We start from the raw sequence: 23,038 nt of genomic DNA on the forward strand, positions 1-23,038 counted from the left end.
TTCTTTGTTAGTCACGAGTTGCACTTTCAACTATATAAATACTACCACTGAGTTATAACTACTCATTATACATCTATCATATGACCACTTAGTCACGATTACCATTAGTTAGTATACTTGGGACATGACCAGTCAGTCAAATAAAATATTTGAACTTTTATTCTTGCTAATTGTGTTAAAATTATCCATATAGATAATCAAGCAGAGGGGTTTAAACTTACGTGGAGCACAAGCAAATAATAGGCGAGGGTAGTACCGCTCGGGTAATTATCTTTTCTCCTAACGAAGTTGTTAAGCTTTTTCATGGTCACATATCTGATGATTTTATCGAGCATGAGCATAAGGTCAATAAAATGATCAACCAGTTAAGGCTTTCGGTTCCTGAGGTTAGGTGTAGTAAACCGATTTTTGGAAAAAGAGCGCTGATATATAAAAGGGTCGAGGGTACCACGTTAACGAGTTTATTAGAATCTCAACCTAGAAAAGCACTTCATCACTTGAGGAGGATGGCGACTCTTCAAGCAAGTGTTCATGAAAAGGAACTACCTACTCTTCCCACACAATTTGATGTGTTGAAACAAAAGATTTCTTCAGTAAAAGAACTAACTCAAGATCAAAAGAAAAGAATTCTTGAAGAGTTAGAAAAACTCCCTAAAGGCAAATCTCTGTGTCACGGTGATTTTCATCCTGACAACATTTTAATCACAAAGGATAATGCTGTAATCATTGACTGGGTTGATGCTACATGTGGCAACCGTATGGCAGACTTAGCTCGAACCCTCCTTATCTTGCGTTACGGCGGATTGCAAGATCGCACATCTTTTCTAAATTTTAGAACTACTTTATATGTACGAAAACTTTTAGCTATGTATTATAGAAAAAGTTATACTAGACATTACCAGTTCTCCTTAAAAAACGTTAGAGAGTTGGATGATTCCGATAGCGGCAGCACGATTAAGTGAAAATCTTCCTGATTTCGAGAAAAAGTTATTGTTATCAATTATTAATAAAGGAATAAAGGTATGAATAAGTAATTAAACGTTATGAAACCTCTGCCTCACTAAAAACGTTGTTAGTAGATAACAAATGAAGTAAAGGAGAATTACATATGATATATGAAATGACAGTTCAAGTTCGTGTATCGAACATGGAAGATGGTCAAAAATATTATGAAACTCTGTTGAACCGGGCACCTGACTTCACTCCACATGATGGGTTTGCTGAATGGGAACTGCTTCCTAACTGCTGGCTGCAAGTTGCTGAGGGAACACCCACTGTTGGAAATGGACCTCTTCGTTTAGGTGTTGTTGATATCCATGCTGAGCGAAAACGATTAATGGATGTTTTACATATTGAAGAGTTTGAAATTTTTGAACGTGTCGAAGTTCCTGTTAAATGGGCTACGTTTTCCGATCCTTGGGGAAACCGCTTAGGATTATTTGAATATAAAGATTCAGAAGCCTTGAATGAAAAGCTTCAACAGGTAGTTAGGAGATAGTTATGAGAGTCATCATTTCATCAGTAATATCGGTACTTTGTGGAGCACTGTTCTTTTTTGCTATTCCAGGTGGGAATCCATTTAAGCTTGATCTACAAGGTGTGTTATTCGGTCTATTCTTTGGGATTGTTACAGCACTTCCCTTTTTTCTTTTTTGCACATTGCCTATTGCATTTATTATTGAATCTTCTAAAGATAGAATGAGGTTAAAATTTAGGTTTCATCTTCTTTTATATGTAGCACTAAGTATTATTTTTCTTTTGATATACCGTTTCACTATCTTCTATTGGGCTAAGTTTGAAGGACTGAATACTTTTGCTGTGTTTGGTTATGGGATCACTTGCTCGATTGGTTTTTGTTTAAGTTATGCTTTATTCCGACCAAGAAAAAAACGTGATCCGAATGAGCCTAAAAAGCCTTCAGGGCCATCTGACGCAAGAAGATACAGAAGTAAAAGTACTGTTTAAGGGAGAGGAACGCGGGGATGAAGAAAAAAAGAATCCGATGGACCTTATTTGGATTTGCCCTCCTACTCTTATTGATTAATTGGGTATTTCCATTCTCACCTCTCAGCCTAAAAAAATCCATTCGTTATGGTGGAGATCAAATACTCGTAGATGATTATAGATCGGAATTAAAAACATTCAAAATGGAGTATGAAACTCGTCTCAAACAACAAAGGAAAGATGAATTCATTAAAGACTTAACCACGAATGATGTTGAATATCTATTACAAATGTATGAACTTCCTTGGTTGGTCAACAAAGATTCAATAACCATCACCAAGAAAACCTTAACTGATATGGAGTTTGAGGTTAAGGAAGCAAAAGATACACTCATCAATCTCGCGTTTCAAGAGGAATATTCAGAAAGTACTAAGGAATATTTGCACAGCCTATTAACGCAAACATTAAGTCTTGAAAAAGAAATTGATGAACTAAAACACCATTCGAGTCTTCATCCACGAAGTATGATTGATTTGCAACTACGAAATCTGCATGTTCATTTTATCTCAAATTTCCGGATGCTCTCTACTTTCTATCAGGAACATCTAAGGTCAAAAAAAGAAGCTTGAGCACTAGCGCTCAAGCTTTTCTCTATTCGACCACTCTAACTTTGTACCAAACAGCTTCCCAATTCTTTTTCTTCACGCGCTCTATATATTTTTTTCTTCGATCTTCAGTGCTTCTGTAGCTATCCGTTGGTCTTACCTCCATGCATAAAACATCTTCAATTCCACATGGAGCAGCAAGAATTACTTCATCCTGTTCATTTAGCTTAACACCTAGAGCTGTTACCGTTTCAGGAAATTTGGAGATCGCATCTACTGTTGACGTGTACGGTTCGAAATCATCATTGACGAGATGCATTCTCGCTTCATTTTTTACAGACCACGGCAAGTCTGGAATGAGTTCTAAAAGCATTTCCTCATACTTTCTTTCACTCTCTTTTTTGAGGTCTTCAGGATAGAAATAAACAACATCAATATCTGCTATTCTCGTTCTTTCTTGAAAGTCATGAAGTGTATCCCAAACTTTAGATCGAACAAACCCTGCACATATCCACCAATCTGGTAAAGCTAACGTTTTGGCAGCACGTAAAATCTCCATCATCCAATCATCATTTTTTATCATGTCTATTATGTATTGATGTTGGTCCAACTTTCATCCACTCTTTTCCTGTATATATGTTAAAGATACTACAATTAGTTGTGTCTACATTTTTCCTGACATAAAATAATTGACAATTTCCAAGAGAGCATAATATGATAATAGTAACTTCATAACTCCTAAAGGGGAGTAGCTTTTACAGTATAGTCGTCATTTCGGAGCTTCGTGCTCTCGGCTATATTGGCAACCTTTTCGTTGTTAGCAAGACCTTTACCGTTCGGTTGGTAAGGGTCTTTTTCTATGTAAGACCTTTGCCTGCTATTGGTAGAGGTCTTTTTTTATTTGTTATCAGGAGGTCGCTTCATGTAAATCATTCTCGCTTCATTCATGCATCTATCATTTTAAAGGAGGAACCACAATGGAACTATCTATCTTGTTAGAATATGGTTGGATCTTGTTAGTGCTAATCGCATTAGAAGGCTTATTAGCGGCAGATAATGCACTGGTCTTAGCCATCATGGTAAAACACTTACCAGAAGAGCAACGAAAAAAAGCATTGTTTTATGGTTTAGTCGGGGCTTTCTTCTTCCGTTTCGCATCACTATTTGCTATTTCGTTCTTAGTCAACGTGTGGCAGGTTCAAGCTATAGGAGCTGTGTACCTTCTGTTTATCGCCCTCAACCATATTTTCAGAAAAGTGTTGGTGAAAAAAGCAGATGAATCAACTGAAACGTCTAAAGCAGCAAAGAAAAAATCTGGTTTTTGGACGACAGTATTGAAAGTCGAATTAGCTGACATCGCGTTTGCAGTCGATTCAATCCTAGCAGCTGTAGCATTAGCAGTGGCACTTCCCGATTCAGGACTTCCTAACATAGGCGGCCTAGATGGCGGAAAATTCCTAGTAATCTTTGCCGGAGGGTTGATTGGACTCATCATCATGCGATTTGCGGCCAACTTTTTTGTTAAGCTCTTACAATCCAAGCCAGGCCTTGAAATTGCAGCCTTTCTGATCGTAGGATGGGTTGGTGTAAAATTAGCTGTTTATACGCTAGCACACAAAGACCTAGCTATCCTTTCTGAAGGTTTTGCAAAGTCACCAGAGTGGAAAATCACTTTTTATGTTGTATTGGTCTTAATCGCTGTGGGCGGTTGGTTCCTTTCAAAAGAAAAATCACCACAATCACAAGCTGAATAAGCTGAATAACTCAAAAAAAGAGGAGCTGACAATAGCTCCTCTTTCTTCTTTATCGTTTTCGAACAGAATCTCCTTCAATCAGGCTAACGTTGATTCGTTCATGTTCAGGACCTTGCTTTTTTTGGATTAAATTCAGCAGTAGTTCAGAAGCTAATGCTCCCCACTTATGCTTTGAATAATTGATCGTCGCAAGTCTCGGTTGGATATATTGAGACACTTCAATATTATCAAAACCGATAATATGAACATCTTCACCAATGCGTAGATTTGTACGGCTGAAATAATTATACATACCGATCGCCATCTCATCATTCAAACAGAATACACCTACAGGTTCTGTAAAGTCTTGATGAATCTTCTTTCCTGCTTCTTCACCTGAATGCTTGTTAAAATCACCATCGATTTCGATGTACTCGATATGCGAATAGCGTTGTACCGCTTTTTGTACAGCTTCTAACCGCTGCCTCGCATCAAACGAGATATCTGGACCTTTAACAACACAGATCTTTCGATGACCTTTTTCAGCCAGATAATCAATCGCGAGGGTAGCCCCAGCTTTATTATCAAGCAGTACTTGAGAGATGTTCGGATGATCCATTCTGCGATCCATCACGACCAGCTTATGTCCTCGTTCTGCGTGACTTAACAATTCTTTCGTTTCATATGTGGCATCTAGAATGATCGCACCATCAATCATGCGCTCGGGAAGAAAACGATGCGACTCTTTTCCGCTACAGACGATAAGCTCATAGCCGTTCTCGCTTAATGTCTCCATCATTCCCTGCAGAAGCTGTCCATAAAAAGCCCCACTATAGTTCGTTAAATAGATTCCAATGATTTTTGTTTCTCGTTTTTTCAAGGAACGAGCGGCTGCGCTTGGGATATAATTAAGTTCTTTAGCGATCGCTAGAATTCGTGCTGATGTTTCCTTCGTAACTTTCGGACTTCCGTTCAAGGCATAGGAGACCGTGGAAATGGAAACACCTGCTTGTTTTGCAATGTCTTTAATACTTACCAACGAACTTCTCTCCTATCTCTCATGTTGCAAACGTTTCCTTTATTATAACGAAAGGTTATGAATAAATCTCTACGGTATTCACGTCTGCTGACAATTTATTTACAAATTCAGAGCGGTTCACGCTCACTCCACCTTTTCGGTAGATATTTTGATATGTGCTGCTCTCCACTTCTTGACCATTAACGACGAGTCGCTTCGTTTCCCCACCGCGATCTCGGAATACCATTTTGACAGGTTTGCCGTCGATCATATACTGCAATTCTAGACCATTCATTTCTTCTGTTAATATTGGATCAATAATTAGGTTCTCCCCTTGTGGGCGGATACCTAAACAATTTGAGATCAACTGGTTCATGTAAATTCCCGGACCAGAAGAATAGATTCTCCATCCACCTTTAACCTTGGCTTCACCATCTTTTAGTTCACCAAAACGTTCTTGCGCTTCATAGCGAGTTTTAAAATCACCATCAGAGCTTGAGTAATAAGCATTACTCTGACGTCGCTCTGCGTTTGGAACTTTTTCTTGAATCATAACAGGATTGATTTTTTCTAGTCCACTCCACACTTCTTCTTTTTTACCTAGCTTCGCCATGGCTTCAACAAAACGAATATGAGCATGAACATATTGAAGTCCGATCTCACGTCCGAAGTTCGATGCTTGTTCAGCACGTTTGAAATGCGTACTCACACCGCCTTTATAATGAGCAGGTTTGTCCATCAACCTTACGCCATCTGGGCAATAAAACTTTTCCATGATCAGATCAAGGTGCTGTTCAGCCTGTTCAGGTGTTAACAATTCTGCAATCATACTGCGCGTCATTGGTAATAGACGATAGTTAATACCCGTTGTGTTATCACTAGGATGAAGCATCAATTTTGGTGATTTTGGATCCTCCATGTAAACAAATCCAGGGATTACATCGGTTCCTAACATATGCTCTTGATAGTCTGCCTGAATATTTTTAGCGAGCTCGCTTAGTTTAGAAGCCTCTTCTTCGTCAACATGCTGTAACTGTTGGGAGAACTGAGTCATAACTTGATACGTTAAGGCAACCGTCCATGAACTCAACATGAATTTTTTAAGCTGTGGATTTGCAGGTTGAAGCGTATCATCCCAATCACCGTCTCCATATGAGGAAAGGTGCGTATCATGTAAAAAGTTCTCTTTCATGTAGCGGATCTGTTTTTGAATATGCTGTAATAATGTTTCTTTTTTCTCAGTAAAGTTAAAATCAAGGTTAGACGTGTAAGGTACTTCCTCACGTAAAATATCAAAATCATTCGTAGCTGCAAGGTAATCTGTCACTAACTTCAGTGGCCATACAATGATATCTCCATGTGAATCATCTTGCTGAATTTTGAAATATTGATCAAACATAAACCATTGTGGCCAATTACCCGTCTCGTCAAACTGATGAGAATATACTGTAAGCAAGATGTCTTTTACTGCACCATAATGCTGAGTTGCTAAGAAGTATTCAGCAGGTCCTTGGCAAACGTCACGCGTTCCCCAAGCTGCACCACCATATTGCTCAAGACCATGTGGTACCGAATAGTGAATAAGCATGTTATGGGTATACCAATGAGCTAAGGCATTCATCTTCTGAAGCTCGTGTGTCTCAACTCCATCCTTAGTCAAACGGAATCCGCGGTTCGTGTTTTGAATAAATGTACGGTAGCGCTCGATTTCCGTTTCAATCGTCTTATTTGTGTACGGAATCTTGTTCCCGTCGATTAGACCTTGATGAGAGATGCCCCACTCATGTGTTGGTTCAAGATCGCAAACCACGAGAGAAGCAGATCCACGATCCATGTTATCCCCAAAGATTCTCTCGTCTGTTACGTTCCACTCGGTACCCGTAATCTTCATTCGATAGCTTAAATTTTCATACGTTTTTGCACTGTCAGAAGCATCATCTGCAAAGAATGAAAGGATCCCATCTTCTTTTTCCATTTTAAATGGCACTTCGTATTCTTGATTATTCATGGATACTTGGTTCGTTACAACGAATCGATATGATCTACCGCTAAGAGCCTTAACATGCAGCTCAACTTCAGGGGTATCGACTGTTGTGTAATTTGTGATAATAAACGTCTCACCTTCCGTTTTATAGAACCAACGCGTATAGTTAAAGCCCATCTCGAACAACGATGGCATCGTTAATAGTTTCAGCTTCCCATCTAACTCAACATAGATTCGTTGACCAGATGTTTTCATAACATTCAACGCATTGCGTGCATTTGTCATCATCTTATGAAACGAAGTGTTTCCTACTACTAATTGAGAATTGAAAATGCCATACATATAAGAAGTAGTCGTGATTGTGTCCTCTTTTAATGACACATTATCTCCCGTAACGAGAATATGTCCATGAGGTCGCTCTACGATTCTTTCTTTTTCTTTTAAAACGATATGTTCATAGGTCGGTGTAAAAAAGGATAGCAGCGTATCTCCTTCATACTCTTCTAAAATACGCTCCGGGAAAAGAGCTTCCACTTCTTCCATTTGAAGATCAACTGTTTTTAATGTTCCGTCAAAATGGTCATTACGATTAACTTTTTCAAGCGCAATCGTATCTTCAATTAGCTGAGCTTGAACTTCATTCCAAGCTAATTCAATCTCATCCTTATATTCAATAGATGTAACAGCATCCTGATGATCCTCTTTAAAACATCCATAAAAATTGATGTGATGTTTACCATCAAGTGCAAATCGCTCTGATTGAAGTGCAATATAAGCGAATTCGTATTGATACACTTCACTCGCTAAGTTCTCGTTATAAAGCGCTTGTGGTACATCTGTTTCTTTATATGAAGTACCGAAGAACTGAAAACCATCAGTTATATAACCAACAGATTTCGTTAACGATCCTTGTTGCAGGTATGGAAAGGCTTTTCCATTCGGCTGATTTTGACGTGAACAGATCACATAACCTAGCTTTTCATCTTCAAACACACCATGGTCTACATACTGAGCGATGAATGCTTCATTTGTTCGAACAGCTCCGATATGTGCAAGTCCCACGTCTTGGCCGTAAATAATATCAGCCTTCTCAGCTTTTCCTTCGAGTTCAACATCCCAAAACCAGATACCACTTTCTTTTAATGAAAAAGTGACTATATAAGAGATGTCTTGAAACGTACCACTCCAATAAACTTGATTCTCATTATACGAAACGGTGCTGTTAGATTTACTACCCAGAAGCGGAGTTACATGGATACCCTCACTGTTGAACACACGTAAATAAAGATTGTTCAAAGACCCATCGATCGGATTACTCATCCATTGATTGATCATCGTATCATGGTGGGAAGCTTTGTAGATATCACCAGTACTTAAGAACGCAAATGCAAAGTCACCAGCTTTAATCGTGATGTTCCCTTTCGTTAATGTTGTCATTGTCTATCCCTCAATTCTTTTATGATGTCTATTTTGTTAATAAAGCTTAATAAAGTAAATTCTGTTGATATAAACATGAAGTTTTCATCTCTTTTAACATAAATGAAAGCATTTTATCGAAACGTTTCAATTAAATTCAAGAGAGTTCCTAGGTTTTTGAGTTTCATACTGTTATCTTCTTCATTTCCTTTTGTAACAAGGGAAATAGTATATGAAACCTTATGTTTCCAACAATTTATGGTAGGAAACCTCTTTTTGAAAATTCCATGTTGTAAACGATTACAACTTGAATTATAATGTGCTTATCGAAACGTTTCAACAATAATCTCAAAGAAAATTCGGGAATAATAAAAATTGATTGCTTTCACAGGCAAATTATAGGGGGAACTCACATGAAAAAACGTTGGTTTAAAAAATCGATGGTTACGTCAATGGTTGGTGCACTTGTACTATCCGGCGTCTTAACTGGCTGCTCTTCAGGTTCAGAAGACGGAAAAACAACAATTACGGTTTGGGGAATGGGTGAAGAAGCAAAGTCACTTCCTAAGATCGCTGAAGAATTTGAAAAAGAAAATCCAAAGATTGACGTTAAAGTACAAGCCCTTCCTTGGGATCAAGCACACGATAAGCTTTTAACAGCCGTTGCTTCTAAAAAAGGACCTGATGTTGTTCAGATGGGTACAACTTGGATTCCTGAGTTTGCATCCGCTGGAGCATTAAAAGATTTAACACCTCATGTTAAAGATTACCCGGAACTAGATCCAAAACATTTCTTTGAAGGTTCTGTTGAAACGACAAAGTTTGAAGACAAAATGGTCGGTGTACCTTGGTACGTAGATACTCGCTTGCTCTACTATCGTACAGACCTGCTCGAGAAAGCTGGATTTAAAGAAGCTCCTAAAACGTGGGACGAGTTGAAGGAAGCCGCTGATAAGCTAGCTGACCGCGGAAAAGGGAAATATGGAATTTCGATCGATGCTAAAGAACAAAGCTTGTCATTCATGTTCGCACGCCAAAACGGCGCTGAACTATTAGGACCTAACAATGAGCCTAAATTCAATGATCCTAAGTTCGTTGAAGCGGTTGAGTACTTGAACAGCTTCTATGAGAGTGGAGCAGCTCCAAAAGAAGAACTAGGAATGGACATCGTTCAAGGTTTCCGTGGAGACGGGATCCTACCAATGTTCATCAGTGGTCCTTGGATGATCAAACTGATCAACGACCAAGCTCCTGAGCTTAAAGGTAAATGGGGTACGGCTGTTCTTCCGGCAAAAGAAAATAATATTTCAGCACTAGGTGGATCTAACCTTTCTGTATTTGAACATACGAAGCACGAAAAAGAAGCGTTAAAATTCGCAGCATATATGAGTAAGCCTGAAACACAATTAAAATGGATGGAGATGACGAATTCCCTTCCGGCAACCCAAAAAGCATGGGAAGACGAATCTCTTACTGGAAATGAATTTTACAAAGCATTCGGAGAACAGATGGAAGCTTCACAACCGATGCCTGTTATTAAGCAATGGGAAGAAATCGCTCAATCTTATTTAAAGAGTTTTGAGAAGATCTACAGAGGCGGAGCAGATGTTCAGAAAGAATTAGATAACTTCGACAAAAAAGCTGAAGAGATCTTAAAGAAATAAATCCTGTTGATCCGGGGTATAACGAGCAGGTTATCCTGCTCGTTCCCTTTTTATCATCAACACGGGTAACGATGAAGGATGTGAAAACATGAAAAGCTATTCAAAAACGACTCCTTACCTCTTCATTGGACCAGCGCTTGCACTATTGGCTTTATTCTCTCTTTTTCCCATTGTTCTTGCATTGGTGATTAGTTTTACAGATATTGACCTAGCTGGACTTGCAGACTATTCAAATATTAGCTTTATTGGAATCGAAAACTATATCAATATCTTTAAAGATCCTATTTTTCTAAAATCGATCGGCAACACTGTCTTTTATGTCGTATTCGGTGTTCCTCTCGTTATCGCATGTTCACTTGGTATCGCTCTTTTGATCAACTTTGGTACAGCGCGTATCTTCAAGGCTTTTCGTCTTGTTTTTTATATGCCTTCGATCACAAACGTTGTAGCAGTAGCTGTTGTGTGGACGTATCTATACAACCCACAGTTCGGTCTGTTCAACTATCTACTCGGTTTAGTCGGCATTCCTGCTATACCCTGGTTACAAGACCCAACGATTGCCAAAGGATCATTGATCGCATTAGCTGTTTGGCGCGCGATTGGTGTGAACATGATTATTTTCTTAGCAGCTTTACAAGGAATTCCGAAAACGTATTATGAGGCAGCTCAACTAGACGGTGCGAACAACTGGAAACAGCTCACAAAGATTACGATTCCTCTTCTTCGTTACGCTATCTTCTTCGTGTCGATCACAACGATGATCGGATGGATTCAGTTCTTCGAAGAACCATTCGTTATGACGAACGGCGGACCTTTGGATAGCACTACATCTGTTGCCCTCTTCATCTATCGCAACGGGTTCCAGCTAAGCAACTTTGGTTATGCCGCTGCAGGATCTTTTGTCCTGTTTGTAACAATCATCATCATCACGATGATTCAGTTCCGATTGCAAAAGAAAGATGCCGACATTTAGGACGTGAGGTGAGAACATGAAATCAAAAGTATCTGATGCGAAAAAAACATACAAAATGCAGCAATGGATCGCAGGAATCGTCTTGACGCTTGGCGGTCTTTTGGTAGCCATCCCCTTTATTTGGATGATTCTTTCTGCATTCAAACCTGAAAGTGAAGTCCTTCAGCTCACACCGACTCTGTGGCCTGAAACCTTTACAACAGAGAACTTCATCTACCTGTTTGAGAACATGAACTTTGGTGTTTATTTACGAAATACGATCGTCGTCGTCCTCTGTTCTTTCGTCGGACTTTTCTTTAATGCGATGGCTGGATACGCATTTGCGAAGTACAAGTTTAAAGGAAGAGAAAAGCTTTTCTACCTTGTACTAGCAACAATGATGATTCCTGGACAAGTAACGATGATCCCTGTTTATTTAATCTTAAACCAGATGGGCTTGACGAACACGATGGCTGGTGTTGTTCTGCCAGGATTAGTTGGTGCATTCAGCATCTTCTTGTTCCGCCAGTTCATGTCTACTATCCCAGACGAATTGCTTGAAGCTGCTCGTCTAGATGGAGCAAGTGAGTTCCGCGTGTTCATGCAACTCGTCCTGCCTATATCTAAACCGATTATGGCCGTTCAAGGTATTCTAACGTTTATCGCGGGCTGGAACAGCTTCTTGTGGCCGTTAATCATCGCGAATGACGAAAGTCTGTATACACTCTCTGTCGGATTAAGCCTTTTGAAAGGACAATACGGAGGAAACTTCGCGTTGCAGATGGCAGGATCAACGTTCATGGTTGTTCCAATCGTCATCATTTTCATCATCTTCCAAAAGCACATTATTGAAGGCTATACCATTTCAGGAATGAAATAGAGTGACTGCTGCAGAACCCCTGATTCGTATATGTAATCGGGGGTTCTTTTTGTTTTATTTGTCTACTTTTTGGAGCTTGCTTTGCTTTCTATAATGAAGATGGATGAGGATTGCAAATATGAACCCTAAAGCATAAACAATATCATTTAGGATGCTGTTGAAATGATACATTTTTGAAAAGATAGAGTACAGAAACAGGATTCCAGTTAATAGTAAAAAAGCGTTTAATCTTTTCTCCGATGTTTTCTTCATATGTACCTCCACTATCATTCATGTAGAAATGTAGATTTTTGTCGAAAAGCCTATAAGTTATTTATTAGGGCCTATAAACAATTTTGAAGGCCCATAAATCGATTTGAAGGACTATAAATTTTCTTGAAGGACTATAAATCAAAGACTACGGCCTATAAAGCAAAATTGATTGCTTTCAAACTTCACAATACCGCAAATCCATTATTTACTTCATCCCCAACTCTCAAGCTCTGACAATAAAACTCCTTTTTTCTTTACCAAAAAACTTAGATTACGCTCAAAGCCCCTCTCTGTTGTTATCAACAGATCTGAGAAAGAAAACCTATAGATTTTATTGAAATCTCCTTTAAGAGAAAAATAGATGTTCTCTTCTTCTGGACTAAATATTGTAGATAACTGTGTAGGAAAGTCCCCTTCTCTTTGAGCGGTTTGCTTCAGGATGGATAGTCCTTGTTCAACGGAAAAGTCACCTCTTCTGTTTACCAATCCACCATATACTAGCTGATAACGATCACTTCCTGGTCCTTGCAAGGTCATATCTTCATGTTCCATGGCATCTCGAACTGAAAAATTTGTAAGAACCATAAAGTTATCCTCTAGCTGATCTGTGTCTATATATTTTCTTCCAGGTTCCACAAGGAACGACTTCTTGTTAGGACCAACTATTAAACTTTGAACACTATAATCAGGAACATTCACGATTTCTTTTTCTTGAAGATAGGTAGGCAGCACTGATGTTTTTACTTTTTCAGACAACACTTCATCAAATAACCTCATCATATGTATACTGTTTTTGTTCCTTTTATATTTGCCCTCTTCATTCGGGTTCACCATATGAAGATTCATAAAGATTCCTTTTTTATTAAAGCCAATGGCTGGTAGGAAACGGCCGCCTTCTTTTTGCAAAATAAGGAGCTGATTATCACCTGATAGAGTCATTTTAATCGGCCGCTCAGACAGATCAAAGTTCATTCCAATATACGTCTCTTCTTCATGCAAAACAAAACTCGTGCACATCTCTTCTTCACTTCCATTTTTAAATTTCCAGCTGAATAAATGATAGGTACAGCTGTCAGTAAAAATAGATTCTACATAAAGATCCTGGACCCTTTTATCCTCGTTTACGGTACGTGTTTTTATTTTTCTTACACGTTCACCGCTAAATTGTATCTTTTCACCGATAAGCATCTCGGTTTTACTGATAAACTCATACAGAGCACCTATGAATCACTGCTGACCACCGCTAACCTCTACACTTCCACCTGAAAGCCCACAAAACAAGCTAACTCCAACAAAAAACACCCTCATCCATTTGGAATCGGGTGCTGCGTACAATTATTGAATAGAGAACTTTTCTTTTCTCAACAGATCCTCAGGTTTCTTACCAATGGGGTCTTGGTGGAAGTAATCGCGAATCACACCATCTTTTAGATAGTTAGCGATTGAAACCATAATCATTCCTTGGTCGAGCGCGAGATAAGCTTTAGCGATTTCACCTGTTTCCACGTTTACAGAATCATAGAATCCGTACTTGCTATACGTATTGAGCTCTTTTAATGCTTTGATGTTTTTTCGAACAGCTTTTGGATCATAGTCTAGTGCTAAGAAAGATGCATGAGCCGTTACGGTCGCGCCATCTTTGTATCCAGAAGTTCCTAGTGGTGTTGCTGCAAACTCACTGTAACCATCTGGTGTTGCAGATGGAGAGAAGCCCCATGCTTTATATCCTTTTTCTTCTGCAAAAGCTTGCTGTAACTCAACATGACGCTTGTTGTTCAGCCCAAGCGCATTCTTGCCAAGTTCAACCTCATTTAATACGATTCCAGGCATAAGACTTTCAAACATGCTTCCGCCCCAGCTCGGAACGAATTTTACACCTTTGTATTCATAATGGCCTTCAAATACAGAAACGCCATCATATTCATGAGTTTCACCTTCTGGAATTTGTGCTTGCCAATCCCATTCTTTTGGCATCGTACGATACATCTTCCACCAGTGATCGCTTGGCACATCACCTTTACCAATCGAGATATAACTTGCTACACGTGGTTCTGTGTTAAACAAACCGTAGTGATGATCGGTTAATTTCCCTTGTGCTACATCATATCCACCACGGAATTGTCCCACTTCTGGATCATATAGTGTCGTATAATTCATGTCTTCAACGAGCTTACTCGTTTGTGGATTCAGCTCATCATAAGCTTGTCCAACTACTATCAGCCCTGCAGACAGCCAGCCGTTATCCACTTGTGAGATGAACTGTCCCCAATCCTTTTTAACCGAACCATCTTTTGTGTTATACCAGTTGTAGTATAAGCCATTCCATTTTTCTAAATCTTCAAGTGTATTCAACGTGACTTGTATACGTTTTACCGCTTCCTTTTTAGAGATGATACCTAACTCTTGAGCGGAGATTGTACTCATCATATACATCCCAATGTTTGTAGGAGATGTATGTGTTGCGTCTTTCTTACCTTCTGCTGTATATCGAGTCTCATCATAGGTCAAACCTGTTTTTGGATCAGTATGATCTTGATAAAATTTGTATGTCTTCTTAGCAATTGATTTTAACTCCATTTGAAATGCATGATCTTTTCCTCTGTCAGTTGCGGACGCAGATGATGTTACAAAAACATTCGCAAACAAACTGAACATTAATACAAAGCTAATCATTTTACTTGTTTTCATGGATGCATTGCTCCTCTCCATACTTAGAAATCATCAGTCGAAACGTTTCACCAATAGTTTATCACGTTTGAATGAAATAAATAAGAAGATTACAGTCTTTTGCGCCAAAGGTTGTATGCGCTTTCATAATAAACGGTATAAAGGTAGGAGAAAACTGATAATAACAGGAAATCAATCCGATTATTAGGGAAATAAAGGATAATGGTTTTTTTACTAGAAGAAAGTAGTAAATAGTCTTAAAAAGGGGTTTTTGCTATGAACAACAAGGCAGTTTATGAAACACCAGTTGTAAAAGAACGGAAAGAAATAAAGTTAGTTGGATTAAGGGTGCTATGTGAGGGAGATCAATACATTCACGAAATTCCTAAAGCTTCAACTACGCTGCAATCACAATTACCGTCCATTCAGCATGTCGTGGATCCATCAAAACAAATAGGTGCGTTCGTCGTTGATGCACAAACTAAACAAGAAGATGGATACTGGGTTTGTGTTGAAGTAGAAAAATATGAAGATGTTCCGGCTGGCATGGTGAAGTTAACCATACCACCTCAAAAATATGCAGTGACCAAACATATGGGAAGAAACGATGAAATTAAAAACAGCTATGAAATGTTGCACAACTGGATACAAAAGAATGGATATAACAGACTCCTTAAAAACTGGCACATCGAGATATTTCATACCTTTGATGTAAGTAATCAATTAGAAATTGATTTGTACGATACCATTCAATAAAATAAAACTGGAATACACCCTGAGTTTGGCTCTATAACCCTACACCAATTACTCTCAACCTGGGCCGTTCATGATCTTACACACATTAATCAGATTACTAGAATTCTGGCTAAGCGTTATGCTTGTGACGTCGGTCCATGGAAAACATACTTAAGCATACTCAAATAACGTTCCCCAAGTGGGAGCTTTTTTTATTCTCTTTAGAGGAAAATAATGGATTATGTCGAATGATTATAGTTAACTTTATTAGATAAAAAGAGATAAAGAGATTTAGGGGGAAAATTTTATGTATTTGCTTGTCCTTCGGCGCATTGTTTATTTTTTGATGCCGATCGTAGGTGTTTTTTTCATTGGTGCACTTCCTTATCTTTTCTTCAGCAATGTTCAAGGTATTGAAGCTGTTGCTCGTTTACTAGATTCTGGTGCACTCGAGAATGCACTCTTTTTAAATCAGGATTTGGGATTATTTTTCGAGCCTTATCTTGATAAGATATGGGATTTGTTCATAAACCTCATAACGTTCTCAAACGTGACTTTTTATGAATATCAACAAGAGAAGTTATTATTCCCAACCATTTTAAAACCTTATCTGTATTCTATAAAACTAGTATTAGGTGCATTCTTTCTAGCCATAGCTTCATCGATCATACTAGCTTTAATCATCAAGATTTTACCTGACCGCATTCAAAAAGGAATTCGTTTCTTGTTTTTTTCACTCGAGTCCTTACCCGATATCTTTATCGTTGTTATCATTCAATATAGCATGATTCTGTATGTTAGAAATACGGGAAATCTCTTGTTCCCAATCGTACATAGCGATCAAAATCCTAGCTATTTCTTACCGATTTTTTGCTTGAGCATCTTGCCAACTCTTTTCTTAATAAGAACGTTGCTGTTTCTACTCGATGATGAAGATTCGAAAACGTATGTAGAATTTGCTCGCGCAAAAGGAATACGATATGCGCTGATCCTTTATATTCACATGCTAAGAAATTCACTTTTAAGTCTGTTCTATTATTCAAAGAACGTGTATTGGTTACTAATCTCTACACTCTTTATGGTAGAAACCATTATGGCGATTCCCGGCATCACTGATTTTATGCTAGATAACGGTCCTACGACACCGGATGTCATTACAGTTAGTGTTTTGCTCATGTTCGTTCCGTTTTATCTATTATTTACACTTTCCTCTTACGTTCTGGAGTATAAGCTAGGGCGTAATGATGAGGAGGTGGCGTAAGATGTCTGTATGGAGAAGTCCGTTATTTTTAAGTGGCTTTCTAATTATTGTCACCTTGTTTTTCGGAAGCATTATCTATTCACATTTTGTACCGAATGAAAAACAACCCGTGATGCAAATTCGATTTGACGAACAAAAACAACCTGTTGATTCAGCACCAATCGCTCCTTTTAAAGAAATGCCATTTGGAACAGATCGATTTGGTGTCAGCATGTTGCACAAGGTGATCGACGGCGCAAAGTATACACTAGGATTTGCCTTCTTAGTCGCATTCGCTCGCCTATTTTTCGGAACGATACTAGGATTAATCTTGAGTCAGCTGCCAAAACCTATACTTCGGGCTTCAAGCAAACTCTTTGAATCCTTTTATTATGCTCCTGCAACCATTGTTGCCTATTTACTTATCTATCCTGTTCTCCAAATTTTCACTTGGTCTGTTCCGAAGAATCAACAAACCATATTTTCTTTGCTGATTCTCATATTAATTGCAGTCCCTACCGTGATGGTAACGGTAGCCAACGAAACGTCAAAGTTTTTAGAGAATGAATTTATATCTTCCGTTAAAGTTCTTGGTGGAGGCAGAATTCACAAGCTTCGGAAACACGTATTACCTTATCTAAAACCGCGATTAAGCATTCTATACAGCCAACAGCTAATCGCAACCCTACTACTGGCAGCACATCTTGGCATTTTACAAGTTTTTATCGGTGGAACTGACTTTATCACTCTCGATCCACTAGAAAATAATACGGTGCCTGTTGCTATGATCAATGAATGGTCGAGCATGATTGGTGCTAACTACTATCAAATTCGTGGTGATCGCTGGATCGTATTTGCTCCTCTCGCAGGATTTGCAATTACCATTCTCGCGTTGAACTTTATGGTTGAAGCCATGAAACGTCAATACCTCGCAAAAGGTGCTTACACGAAAAGAACAAGAAGAGTAAGAAAGACAAAAACTCCTGTACAAGTTAAGAAATTGTCTCAAGAGCAGTTTGATAGGATTATGAAAACAGGAACGGACAATTAATGTATAAGAAGGACTCGATGAGGCAAGGATTTACCTTATCGAGTCTTTTATCATTTGTCATGTTTTTCGTTCTTTTTGAATAAAGGAGTATTACACAATAAAAAGGAGTGAACCCTTTGAGTGAAGCAGACCTTAACGTCATTTTTTATACCTTGTTTCTTCTACTAGGTTTACCGATCAGCTATAAATACGCTAAATTCACAGTATCACATACGGGCATGGTGCTTCCCCACTTCTTTGTCAGCCTAATGCTTAACTTATGCATAGGTACAGTAGGCATTGTAGGATGGATTTTCTTTTCTGTAAAAATTTCTAGAGCATTTACGATCGGTGGTATCTATTTAGGGGCATGGATTATTTCAATAAGTCTAATGGCCTTATTGGTTCTCCTCTTAGTGAAACGCAAATCGATGATACAACGTTTTCACTATCATTACGGTAGATAGCAAAACACCTTCCGCGTTCAGGAAGGTGTTTTGCTTCTTTATGACTTGATACTTTCCTTCTGTAGATCAGAGGCAGGTCCAAAGAATTCAAAATGAATGTTTTCTTTTGGTATATTCAACTCTTGCAGAGCTGTATTTATCACTCTCATAAATGGAATCGGGCCACAGAAATAGTATTCTGCATCATCTTTTAAAGGTAAGATCTCCTTCAACCAACCTTGATCGATATAACCCCTCTTTGTGTAGTCTAGATCTTCATCTAACGGACTTTCATACACAAAGTGTGTAGTGATATGATCTGAAGCTTCTGCAATATCTAGTACTTCTTTCTTTAATGCGTGTGTTTGGCCATTGATCGCAGCATGAATAAATGTAACTCCTCGTTCCGGTTGCTCACTTGCTATAGTTTTCAACATACTTACCATAGGAGTAAGTCCCACACCACCACTTATAAGGACAACGTGCTTTTCACAATCTGTATTTAAATAAAAATCACCTGCTGGAGCGCTCAAATGAAGGATGTCTCCTTCTTTAACACTCTCGTGCAAATAAACGGAAACCATTCCATCGACAGTATCTCTACCGATTTCTTTTTTAACAGAGATCCGATAACTGCTTTGTCCTGGAGCGTTAGACAAGCTGTATTGTCTGATATGTGTGTGTTCCTGACCTGGTATATCCATCTTGATACTCACATATTGGCCGGGCTTAAATTTTGCAAGTGGCATGCCATCTTCCGGTTCTAAATAGAAGGACGTGATAACAGAGCTTTCTTCTACTTTACGAGTTATGGCAAAAGGTCTGAAACCTTCCCAACCCGCATCACTATACATGTTACGTTCAATACCGATAAAGACATCCGCGATCACACCATACGCTTCTGCCCAAGCGTTGATGATCTCATCTGTTGCAGCATCTCCAAGAACATCTTTAATTGCAAGTAGCAGGTTTTCACCGACCACAGGATAATGCTCCGGCTTCACGCCTAGACTCCGATGTTTATGGGCAATTCCTTTTACGACTGGAATAATGGTTTCAAGCTTATCAATATTGGCTGCTGCTGCGTATATTGCGTTTGCTAATGCGGCTTGTTGACGTCCTTTTTTCTGGTTTGCGTGGTTAAAGATATTCAAAAGCTCAGGATGCTTCTGAAACAGCATTTCATAAAAACGGGAAGTAATCGCTTCTCCGTGTACTTGCAAAACAGGTACGGTTGACTTAATAATTTCAATGGTTCTTTGCTGTAGCATGTCAATTCCCCCTTGTATTCTTCTTACAACTCTATCGTAAAAGAATGATAAAAGAGAATGTGTGATTTGAATCACTTTTCTTTAGGACGTTTTGTGAACATAAATAGTGCTATTTTCTTAGCCACATTTCTGCTTTTTGCTTCATTTCCTCTTGAAGATCTGCTGAATTTTTCGTGTCTTCTAATGCTTTTCCTGCGTATTTTCTCGGAAAGATTTTATATAATGATCGTTTAAAATCAGCTCCATCCCGCGGTTCCTCATAATGTGCGATCACATACTTGCCGCCTTCACTCCTGAGTTTGATTATGGCAGGAACGGAATGGCCGGACTGCCCCTCAGTCTTCGTTTTTTCGTTAAAGCCCAAAAACAAAGAATATAGATAGACCGATGTTACTCCTCCAGTTTCTTTCGCTCCATAGATCTTATGAACTTCAAACTGTTTATCCGTTTCGGGATATACGCCATCATAATGTTGGATGATATAATCCGAGATCAACTCATTCATTTCAGAAGTCACTTTTACTTCATTAGAGGAGCGGAATGAAGTACACCCCGCTAATAAGAATAGCAGACTCCACGTGATCACCGTTATTCTCTTAAGACACGGTAACATCTAATCCCCCGCTTTCTTTACGTTAGATCTTGCCCCCATAATGATTGTAAGAGAATCATGTATACAATAAGCAGCACGGAAATTATCATAAAGATAACAGAAATGAATCGATAGCTATCCACTTTAGAGAGCGTGATTCCAAATACAATCATCCCTAGTATAGCTGCTGGATAATACACAAAAAACATAGAATAATAATGCAACGGCCCTAAAAACAAACCTAAAACTGCAAACTGAACACAAAACGCTACGATTGAAAGTAAGACCCACTTTTCTTTTTCTTTTGTTTTAACGGCACCGGTTAAAGACATTAAACCTGCTCCAAGTACAAGCACTATTAACGTCCACTCATATAGAAAGAACAGATTCTCATGATTTACTGCAAAATAATACCCCACCATTAATACAGGAATTATAGCTAACAGCAGCAACGAACATCGCTTTACATATTGGCTGCTATTCATTTTAACCGTCCTCCTCTATTTAACTTAACACTATCATATTACCATTTAATGGTTCTATATCCTTTAGTTCTTTTCAAACTATTCAAACGATTTTATAATAATATGATACTATTGAAAGATACAAAACTTCACTAAGTGAATGAAACGGAACACTTATCGATTAATCAGGAGTTGGAAAAGTGATGAGAAGATCTTCAATCACATACAAAGAAAAAACAGTCCACCTTACAGAATGGGGTGAAGCTCACAATCCTACTATTGTTTGCTTACACGGATTAGGAAGTACGAGCCTTAGCTTTCTAGAAGTTGCCGAGGAGTTACAGAAGAATTTTTATATCATTGCATTCGATGCTCCTGGACACGGGAAGTCTGAGCCCTTTGACACAGCTGTGGATTATGAGATGCCTAGACTTGTTGATTGGCTTCATGGTTTGTTTAAACAATTAAATGTAAGCGATTTCTATCTCATATCCCATTCATGGGGAAGCTTTCTAGCTCTACACTATTTGGTTCGTTATCCTGAACACGTTTTGGATACGATTTTAATCGACGGAGGCTATCAAACAAAGCGTATATGGTCTTCGTCTTTAGAAGAAGAAATGGATCATTATGAAAATGATTTTGATGAGTATGTGTTCGATTCTTGGGATGACTTTTTCCAAGCAGAAAAAAAGAACTACTTGATGTGGTCACCGTTAAAAGATATTGCTGTAAAGGATCTAGGTGTCGAAAGAGAAGGTAAGGTTTGCTGGCATGCTAAAGGTGAAACTGCCCGTCATATCATTCGTGGCATGCATCTGAACGAAACAGAAGATATCTATCACCTTCTTCCGCCAGGCATCACTCTACTTGTCGCCACCGTACCTGAGCGATTGTCTGAAATGAGATTGCAGACCGCTGAAACGTTTAGAAAGAACGCGAACGGCGAACTACATATAGTGCCAAATACGACACACTTATTGCACTGGGACAGACCCAGAGTTGTAATCGATGGAGTTTTATCAAAATGGCTAAAAAAATCGGAGGTTAAATGATGGCATACCTACTCGTATATTTTTATAAATTGAAACCTGAAGTGAAAGAGAAGTTCCTTGAAATATCGTCAAGATCGAATAAAAAGTTTCAAGAATACGGAGGTGTAACAGAACAGATATTTAAATTATCCACTTCTCCAAAAAATTATGGGTTCTCCTCTATTTCTGAAAAACTACAAGTTGATGAAGGAGAAGAACTTTGGATCGGCCTTCTGCGCTTCCAATCTGAAGAACATGCACGCATGACTATGGAGGACTTCGATCAAGATCCAGAGATGAAAGAACGTTTAGACGAATTTGTAACTCTTGTAGCACCACTTGAAAAATTAGTTTTTGGTGAGTTTGTTTCTGAAACTGAGGTAGTGAACGTATAATTGAACGACCAGCACTATAATGAAAAAATGCATCTCCTTGCTAGAAGGAGATGCTTACCCAAATTCTTTTTGATGTGCTTTTTTCATTTTTAAATATTCTTCATCCGTCCGTGCTAATTTCCACTTTTCCTCAAAGATTGACGCTGATTTTGCTTTTACAGGATCTATTTTTCGTTTGTTCACCTCACCTTCTTCATTATACTTCCTTCCGCCTTTATAGTTCGTGTACCGTCTTGCGCGTGTGTATCCCATCTGTAAAAACTTCCTTGCCATATCCGCTCCAACAAAGTCATTATTTTTCTTATAGTCTAGAAACTGTTCATAGATTTTCTTAGAAGATTTTTCTGCTTCTTCTGGGGTCTTAAAGCGCCAATGCGGCAAGATCTCACTCTTATAAGGTTCCACTAATAATACCCCTTGCTCACCACGGCCGACACGATACTTTTCAGGATGTTTTCGAAAATCGATAGTATCAAAGTCAAGATCATAATCAAAAGCCATTTCCTTTTCCTCCTTTTTGTTATCGTTACCCTAAAAGAAAGAAATCAAAAATAAAGAGTGTTTTCGTATTCATTGTTGCTTTTGAAAGTAGTTGGTTTCCGCTGCAGATTGTTCGCTTTCCACGGGGCGAACGGTGAGCCTCCTGCCACTTCGCGCCCTTAGGAGTCTCACCTGACCGCTCGTCCCGTAGGAGTCGGCAACCTTCCGCTACAACC

The 23,038-nt window shown here is 38.7% G+C and carries 24 protein-coding genes and 1 pseudogene; 15 read left to right on the forward strand and 10 right to left on the reverse strand.

Translation table 11 applies throughout. From position 1 onward, the window contains the following. Positions 1-221: 221 nt before the first annotated feature. The 4 genes from IHV12_RS08990 to IHV12_RS09005 all read left to right on the forward strand — a co-directional run bounded on the left by IHV12_RS08990 (position 222) and on the right by IHV12_RS09005 (position 2,573). Positions 222-962 carry an aminoglycoside phosphotransferase family protein gene (locus tag IHV12_RS08990; RefSeq protein WP_197190640.1) on the forward strand — a complete coding sequence of 247 codons (741 nt, stop codon included), beginning with the start codon at positions 222-224 and terminating at the stop codon, positions 960-962. A gap of 146 nt (positions 963-1,108) precedes the next feature. Further along, positions 1,109-1,498, forward strand: a complete 390-nt coding sequence (locus IHV12_RS08995; protein ID WP_197190641.1) for a VOC family protein — start codon at positions 1,109-1,111, stop codon at positions 1,496-1,498. A gap of 2 nt (positions 1,499-1,500) precedes the next feature. Then, the gene (locus IHV12_RS09000) at positions 1,501-1,965 is read left to right on the forward strand and encodes a hypothetical protein (protein WP_197190642.1); all 465 of its coding nucleotides are present in this window, start codon (positions 1,501-1,503) and stop codon (positions 1,963-1,965) included. 17 nt (positions 1,966-1,982) lie between these two features. Beyond that, positions 1,983-2,573 carry a hypothetical protein gene (locus tag IHV12_RS09005; RefSeq protein ID WP_197190643.1) on the forward strand — a complete coding sequence of 197 codons (591 nt, stop codon included), beginning with the start codon at positions 1,983-1,985 and terminating at the stop codon, positions 2,571-2,573. A gap of 22 nt (positions 2,574-2,595) precedes the next feature. Here IHV12_RS09005 and IHV12_RS09010 read toward each other — a convergent pair whose 3' ends face one another. Next, the gene (locus IHV12_RS09010; protein WP_197128161.1) at positions 2,596-3,132 is read right to left on the reverse strand and encodes a nucleotidyltransferase family protein; all 537 of its coding nucleotides are present in this window, start codon (positions 3,130-3,132) and stop codon (positions 2,596-2,598) included. A 394-nt stretch (positions 3,133-3,526) separates the two neighbouring features. Here IHV12_RS09010 and IHV12_RS09015 point away from each other — a divergent pair, with 394 nt between their 5' ends. Further along, positions 3,527-4,303: a TerC family protein gene (locus IHV12_RS09015; RefSeq protein WP_197127122.1), complete on the forward strand. Its 777-nt coding sequence runs from the start codon at positions 3,527-3,529 to the stop codon at positions 4,301-4,303. 49 nt (positions 4,304-4,352) lie between these two features. Here the strand turns inward: IHV12_RS09015 and IHV12_RS09020 are convergent, their stop codons facing one another. Together IHV12_RS09020 and IHV12_RS09025 are read right to left on the reverse strand one after the other, a co-directional pair. After that, positions 4,353-5,321, reverse strand: a complete 969-nt coding sequence (locus IHV12_RS09020; RefSeq protein ID WP_197190644.1) for a LacI family DNA-binding transcriptional regulator — start codon at positions 5,319-5,321, stop codon at positions 4,353-4,355. A 55-nt stretch (positions 5,322-5,376) separates the two neighbouring features. Then, positions 5,377-8,721 carry a GH36-type glycosyl hydrolase domain-containing protein gene (locus IHV12_RS09025; RefSeq protein ID WP_197190645.1) on the reverse strand — a complete coding sequence of 1,115 codons (3,345 nt, stop codon included), beginning with the start codon at positions 8,719-8,721 and terminating at the stop codon, positions 5,377-5,379. A 392-nt stretch (positions 8,722-9,113) separates the two neighbouring features. Between IHV12_RS09025 and IHV12_RS09030 the strand changes: the two genes are divergently transcribed. The 3 genes from IHV12_RS09030 to IHV12_RS09040 all read left to right on the forward strand — a co-directional run bounded on the left by IHV12_RS09030 (position 9,114) and on the right by IHV12_RS09040 (position 12,196). Further along, a complete protein-coding gene (locus tag IHV12_RS09030; protein ID WP_197190646.1) occupies positions 9,114-10,364 on the forward strand; it encodes a sugar ABC transporter substrate-binding protein in 1,251 nt (416 codons plus the stop codon). A gap of 88 nt (positions 10,365-10,452) precedes the next feature. Then, on the forward strand, positions 10,453-11,337 hold the full coding sequence (locus IHV12_RS09035; RefSeq protein WP_197190647.1) for a carbohydrate ABC transporter permease: 885 nt from the start codon (positions 10,453-10,455) through the stop codon (positions 11,335-11,337). A 16-nt stretch (positions 11,338-11,353) separates the two neighbouring features. Further along, on the forward strand, positions 11,354-12,196 hold the full coding sequence (locus tag IHV12_RS09040; RefSeq protein ID WP_197190648.1) for a carbohydrate ABC transporter permease: 843 nt from the start codon (positions 11,354-11,356) through the stop codon (positions 12,194-12,196). 54 nt (positions 12,197-12,250) lie between these two features. Here IHV12_RS09040 and IHV12_RS09045 read toward each other — a convergent pair whose 3' ends face one another. From IHV12_RS09045 to IHV12_RS09055, 3 genes are all read right to left on the reverse strand, one after another. After that, complete coding sequence (locus IHV12_RS09045) at positions 12,251-12,448, reverse strand: hypothetical protein (RefSeq protein ID WP_197190649.1); 198 nt, start codon at positions 12,446-12,448, stop codon at positions 12,251-12,253. A 210-nt stretch (positions 12,449-12,658) separates the two neighbouring features. Next, a complete protein-coding gene (locus IHV12_RS09050) occupies positions 12,659-13,636 on the reverse strand; it encodes a hypothetical protein (protein ID WP_197190650.1) in 978 nt (325 codons plus the stop codon). Between the two features lie 147 nt (positions 13,637-13,783). Then, positions 13,784-15,136, reverse strand: coding sequence for a glucoamylase family protein (locus IHV12_RS09055; protein ID WP_197190651.1), 1,353 nt, complete (start codon positions 15,134-15,136; stop codon positions 13,784-13,786). 255 nt (positions 15,137-15,391) lie between these two features. Between IHV12_RS09055 and IHV12_RS09060 the strand changes: the two genes are divergently transcribed. The 5 genes and pseudogenes from IHV12_RS09060 (at position 15,392) to IHV12_RS09075 (ending at position 18,587) form a co-directional block, all read left to right on the forward strand. Continuing rightward, positions 15,392-15,871 (forward strand): GyrI-like domain-containing protein, encoded by a 480-nt coding sequence (locus tag IHV12_RS09060; RefSeq protein ID WP_197127114.1) that lies wholly within the window; start codon positions 15,392-15,394, stop codon positions 15,869-15,871. A gap of 3 nt (positions 15,872-15,874) precedes the next feature. Further along, positions 15,875-16,039, forward strand: a pseudogene (locus tag IHV12_RS22625) (DinB family protein); the annotation flags it as partial. A gap of 118 nt (positions 16,040-16,157) precedes the next feature. After that, entirely contained in the window at positions 16,158-17,111 is a 954-nt protein-coding gene (locus tag IHV12_RS09065; protein WP_197127113.1) for an ABC transporter permease subunit, read from the forward strand. Between the two features lies 1 nt (position 17,112). Next, positions 17,113-18,141 (forward strand): ABC transporter permease subunit, encoded by a 1,029-nt coding sequence (locus tag IHV12_RS09070; protein ID WP_197127112.1) that lies wholly within the window; start codon positions 17,113-17,115, stop codon positions 18,139-18,141. Between the two features lie 116 nt (positions 18,142-18,257). Next, entirely contained in the window at positions 18,258-18,587 is a 330-nt protein-coding gene (locus tag IHV12_RS09075) for a hypothetical protein (protein WP_197190652.1), read from the forward strand. 38 nt (positions 18,588-18,625) lie between these two features. Here IHV12_RS09075 and hmpA read toward each other — a convergent pair whose 3' ends face one another. The 3 genes from hmpA to IHV12_RS09090 form a co-directional block, all read right to left on the reverse strand. After that, positions 18,626-19,837: an NO-inducible flavohemoprotein gene (hmpA, locus tag IHV12_RS09080; RefSeq protein WP_197190653.1), complete on the reverse strand. Its 1,212-nt coding sequence runs from the start codon at positions 19,835-19,837 to the stop codon at positions 18,626-18,628. A 109-nt stretch (positions 19,838-19,946) separates the two neighbouring features. Then, entirely contained in the window at positions 19,947-20,450 is a 504-nt protein-coding gene (locus IHV12_RS09085) for a hypothetical protein (RefSeq protein WP_197190654.1), read from the reverse strand. 17 nt (positions 20,451-20,467) lie between these two features. Further along, a complete protein-coding gene (locus tag IHV12_RS09090; RefSeq protein ID WP_197190655.1) occupies positions 20,468-20,914 on the reverse strand; it encodes a hypothetical protein in 447 nt (148 codons plus the stop codon). 182 nt (positions 20,915-21,096) lie between these two features. On the opposite strand from IHV12_RS09090, the gene IHV12_RS09095 reads away from it, so the two are divergent. Both IHV12_RS09095 and IHV12_RS09100 read left to right on the forward strand, forming a co-directional pair. Beyond that, entirely contained in the window at positions 21,097-21,948 is an 852-nt protein-coding gene (locus IHV12_RS09095) for an alpha/beta fold hydrolase (protein WP_197190656.1), read from the forward strand. After that, positions 21,945-22,322 (forward strand): DUF1428 family protein, encoded by a 378-nt coding sequence (locus tag IHV12_RS09100; RefSeq protein ID WP_197127106.1) that lies wholly within the window; start codon positions 21,945-21,947, stop codon positions 22,320-22,322. The genes IHV12_RS09095 and IHV12_RS09100 overlap by 4 nt, the downstream gene beginning before the upstream one ends. 54 nt (positions 22,323-22,376) lie before the next feature. Here IHV12_RS09100 and IHV12_RS09105 read toward each other — a convergent pair whose 3' ends face one another. Continuing rightward, positions 22,377-22,823: a DUF4385 domain-containing protein gene (locus IHV12_RS09105; RefSeq protein WP_197127105.1), complete on the reverse strand. Its 447-nt coding sequence runs from the start codon at positions 22,821-22,823 to the stop codon at positions 22,377-22,379. Between the last annotated feature and the right edge of the window lie 215 nt (positions 22,824-23,038).

The sequence above is a fragment of the Fictibacillus sp. 7GRE50 genome (genome assembly GCF_015903875.1).
GTDB lineage: Bacteria > Bacillota > Bacilli > Bacillales > Fictibacillaceae > Fictibacillus > Fictibacillus phosphorivorans.

What these genes read in the sequence shown, in the direction of transcription:
- IHV12_RS08995 (WP_197190641.1), top strand. Translation starts at nt 1,109, where the DNA reads ATGATATATGAAATGACAGTTCAAGTTCGTGTATCGAACATGGAAGAT.
- IHV12_RS09000 (WP_197190642.1), top strand. Translation starts at nt 1,501, where the DNA reads ATGAGAGTCATCATTTCATCAGTAATATCGGTACTTTGTGGAGCACTG.
- IHV12_RS09005 (WP_197190643.1), top strand. Translation starts at nt 1,983, where the DNA reads ATGAAGAAAAAAAGAATCCGATGGACCTTATTTGGATTTGCCCTCCTA.
- IHV12_RS09010 (WP_197128161.1), bottom strand. Translation starts at nt 3,132, where the DNA reads ATGATAAAAAATGATGATTGGATGATGGAGATTTTACGTGCTGCCAAA.
- IHV12_RS09015 (WP_197127122.1), top strand. Translation starts at nt 3,527, where the DNA reads ATGGAACTATCTATCTTGTTAGAATATGGTTGGATCTTGTTAGTGCTA.
- IHV12_RS09025 (WP_197190645.1), bottom strand. Translation starts at nt 8,721, where the DNA reads ATGACAACATTAACGAAAGGGAACATCACGATTAAAGCTGGTGACTTT.
- IHV12_RS09030 (WP_197190646.1), top strand. Translation starts at nt 9,114, where the DNA reads ATGAAAAAACGTTGGTTTAAAAAATCGATGGTTACGTCAATGGTTGGT.
- IHV12_RS09035 (WP_197190647.1), top strand. Translation starts at nt 10,453, where the DNA reads ATGAAAAGCTATTCAAAAACGACTCCTTACCTCTTCATTGGACCAGCG.
- IHV12_RS09040 (WP_197190648.1), top strand. Translation starts at nt 11,354, where the DNA reads ATGAAATCAAAAGTATCTGATGCGAAAAAAACATACAAAATGCAGCAA.
- IHV12_RS09045 (WP_197190649.1), bottom strand. Translation starts at nt 12,448, where the DNA reads ATGAAGAAAACATCGGAGAAAAGATTAAACGCTTTTTTACTATTAACT.
- IHV12_RS09050 (WP_197190650.1), bottom strand. Translation starts at nt 13,636, where the DNA reads ATGCTTATCGGTGAAAAGATACAATTTAGCGGTGAACGTGTAAGAAAA.
- IHV12_RS09055 (WP_197190651.1), bottom strand. Translation starts at nt 15,136, where the DNA reads ATGAAAACAAGTAAAATGATTAGCTTTGTATTAATGTTCAGTTTGTTT.
- IHV12_RS09060 (WP_197127114.1), top strand. Translation starts at nt 15,392, where the DNA reads ATGAACAACAAGGCAGTTTATGAAACACCAGTTGTAAAAGAACGGAAA.
- IHV12_RS09065 (WP_197127113.1), top strand. Translation starts at nt 16,158, where the DNA reads ATGTATTTGCTTGTCCTTCGGCGCATTGTTTATTTTTTGATGCCGATC.
- IHV12_RS09070 (WP_197127112.1), top strand. Translation starts at nt 17,113, where the DNA reads ATGTCTGTATGGAGAAGTCCGTTATTTTTAAGTGGCTTTCTAATTATT.
- hmpA (WP_197190653.1), bottom strand. Translation starts at nt 19,837, where the DNA reads ATGCTACAGCAAAGAACCATTGAAATTATTAAGTCAACCGTACCTGTT.
- IHV12_RS09085 (WP_197190654.1), bottom strand. Translation starts at nt 20,450, where the DNA reads ATGTTACCGTGTCTTAAGAGAATAACGGTGATCACGTGGAGTCTGCTA.
- IHV12_RS09090 (WP_197190655.1), bottom strand. Translation starts at nt 20,914, where the DNA reads ATGAATAGCAGCCAATATGTAAAGCGATGTTCGTTGCTGCTGTTAGCT.
- IHV12_RS09095 (WP_197190656.1), top strand. Translation starts at nt 21,097, where the DNA reads ATGAGAAGATCTTCAATCACATACAAAGAAAAAACAGTCCACCTTACA.
- IHV12_RS09100 (WP_197127106.1), top strand. Translation starts at nt 21,945, where the DNA reads ATGATGGCATACCTACTCGTATATTTTTATAAATTGAAACCTGAAGTG.
- IHV12_RS09105 (WP_197127105.1), bottom strand. Translation starts at nt 22,823, where the DNA reads ATGGCTTTTGATTATGATCTTGACTTTGATACTATCGATTTTCGAAAA.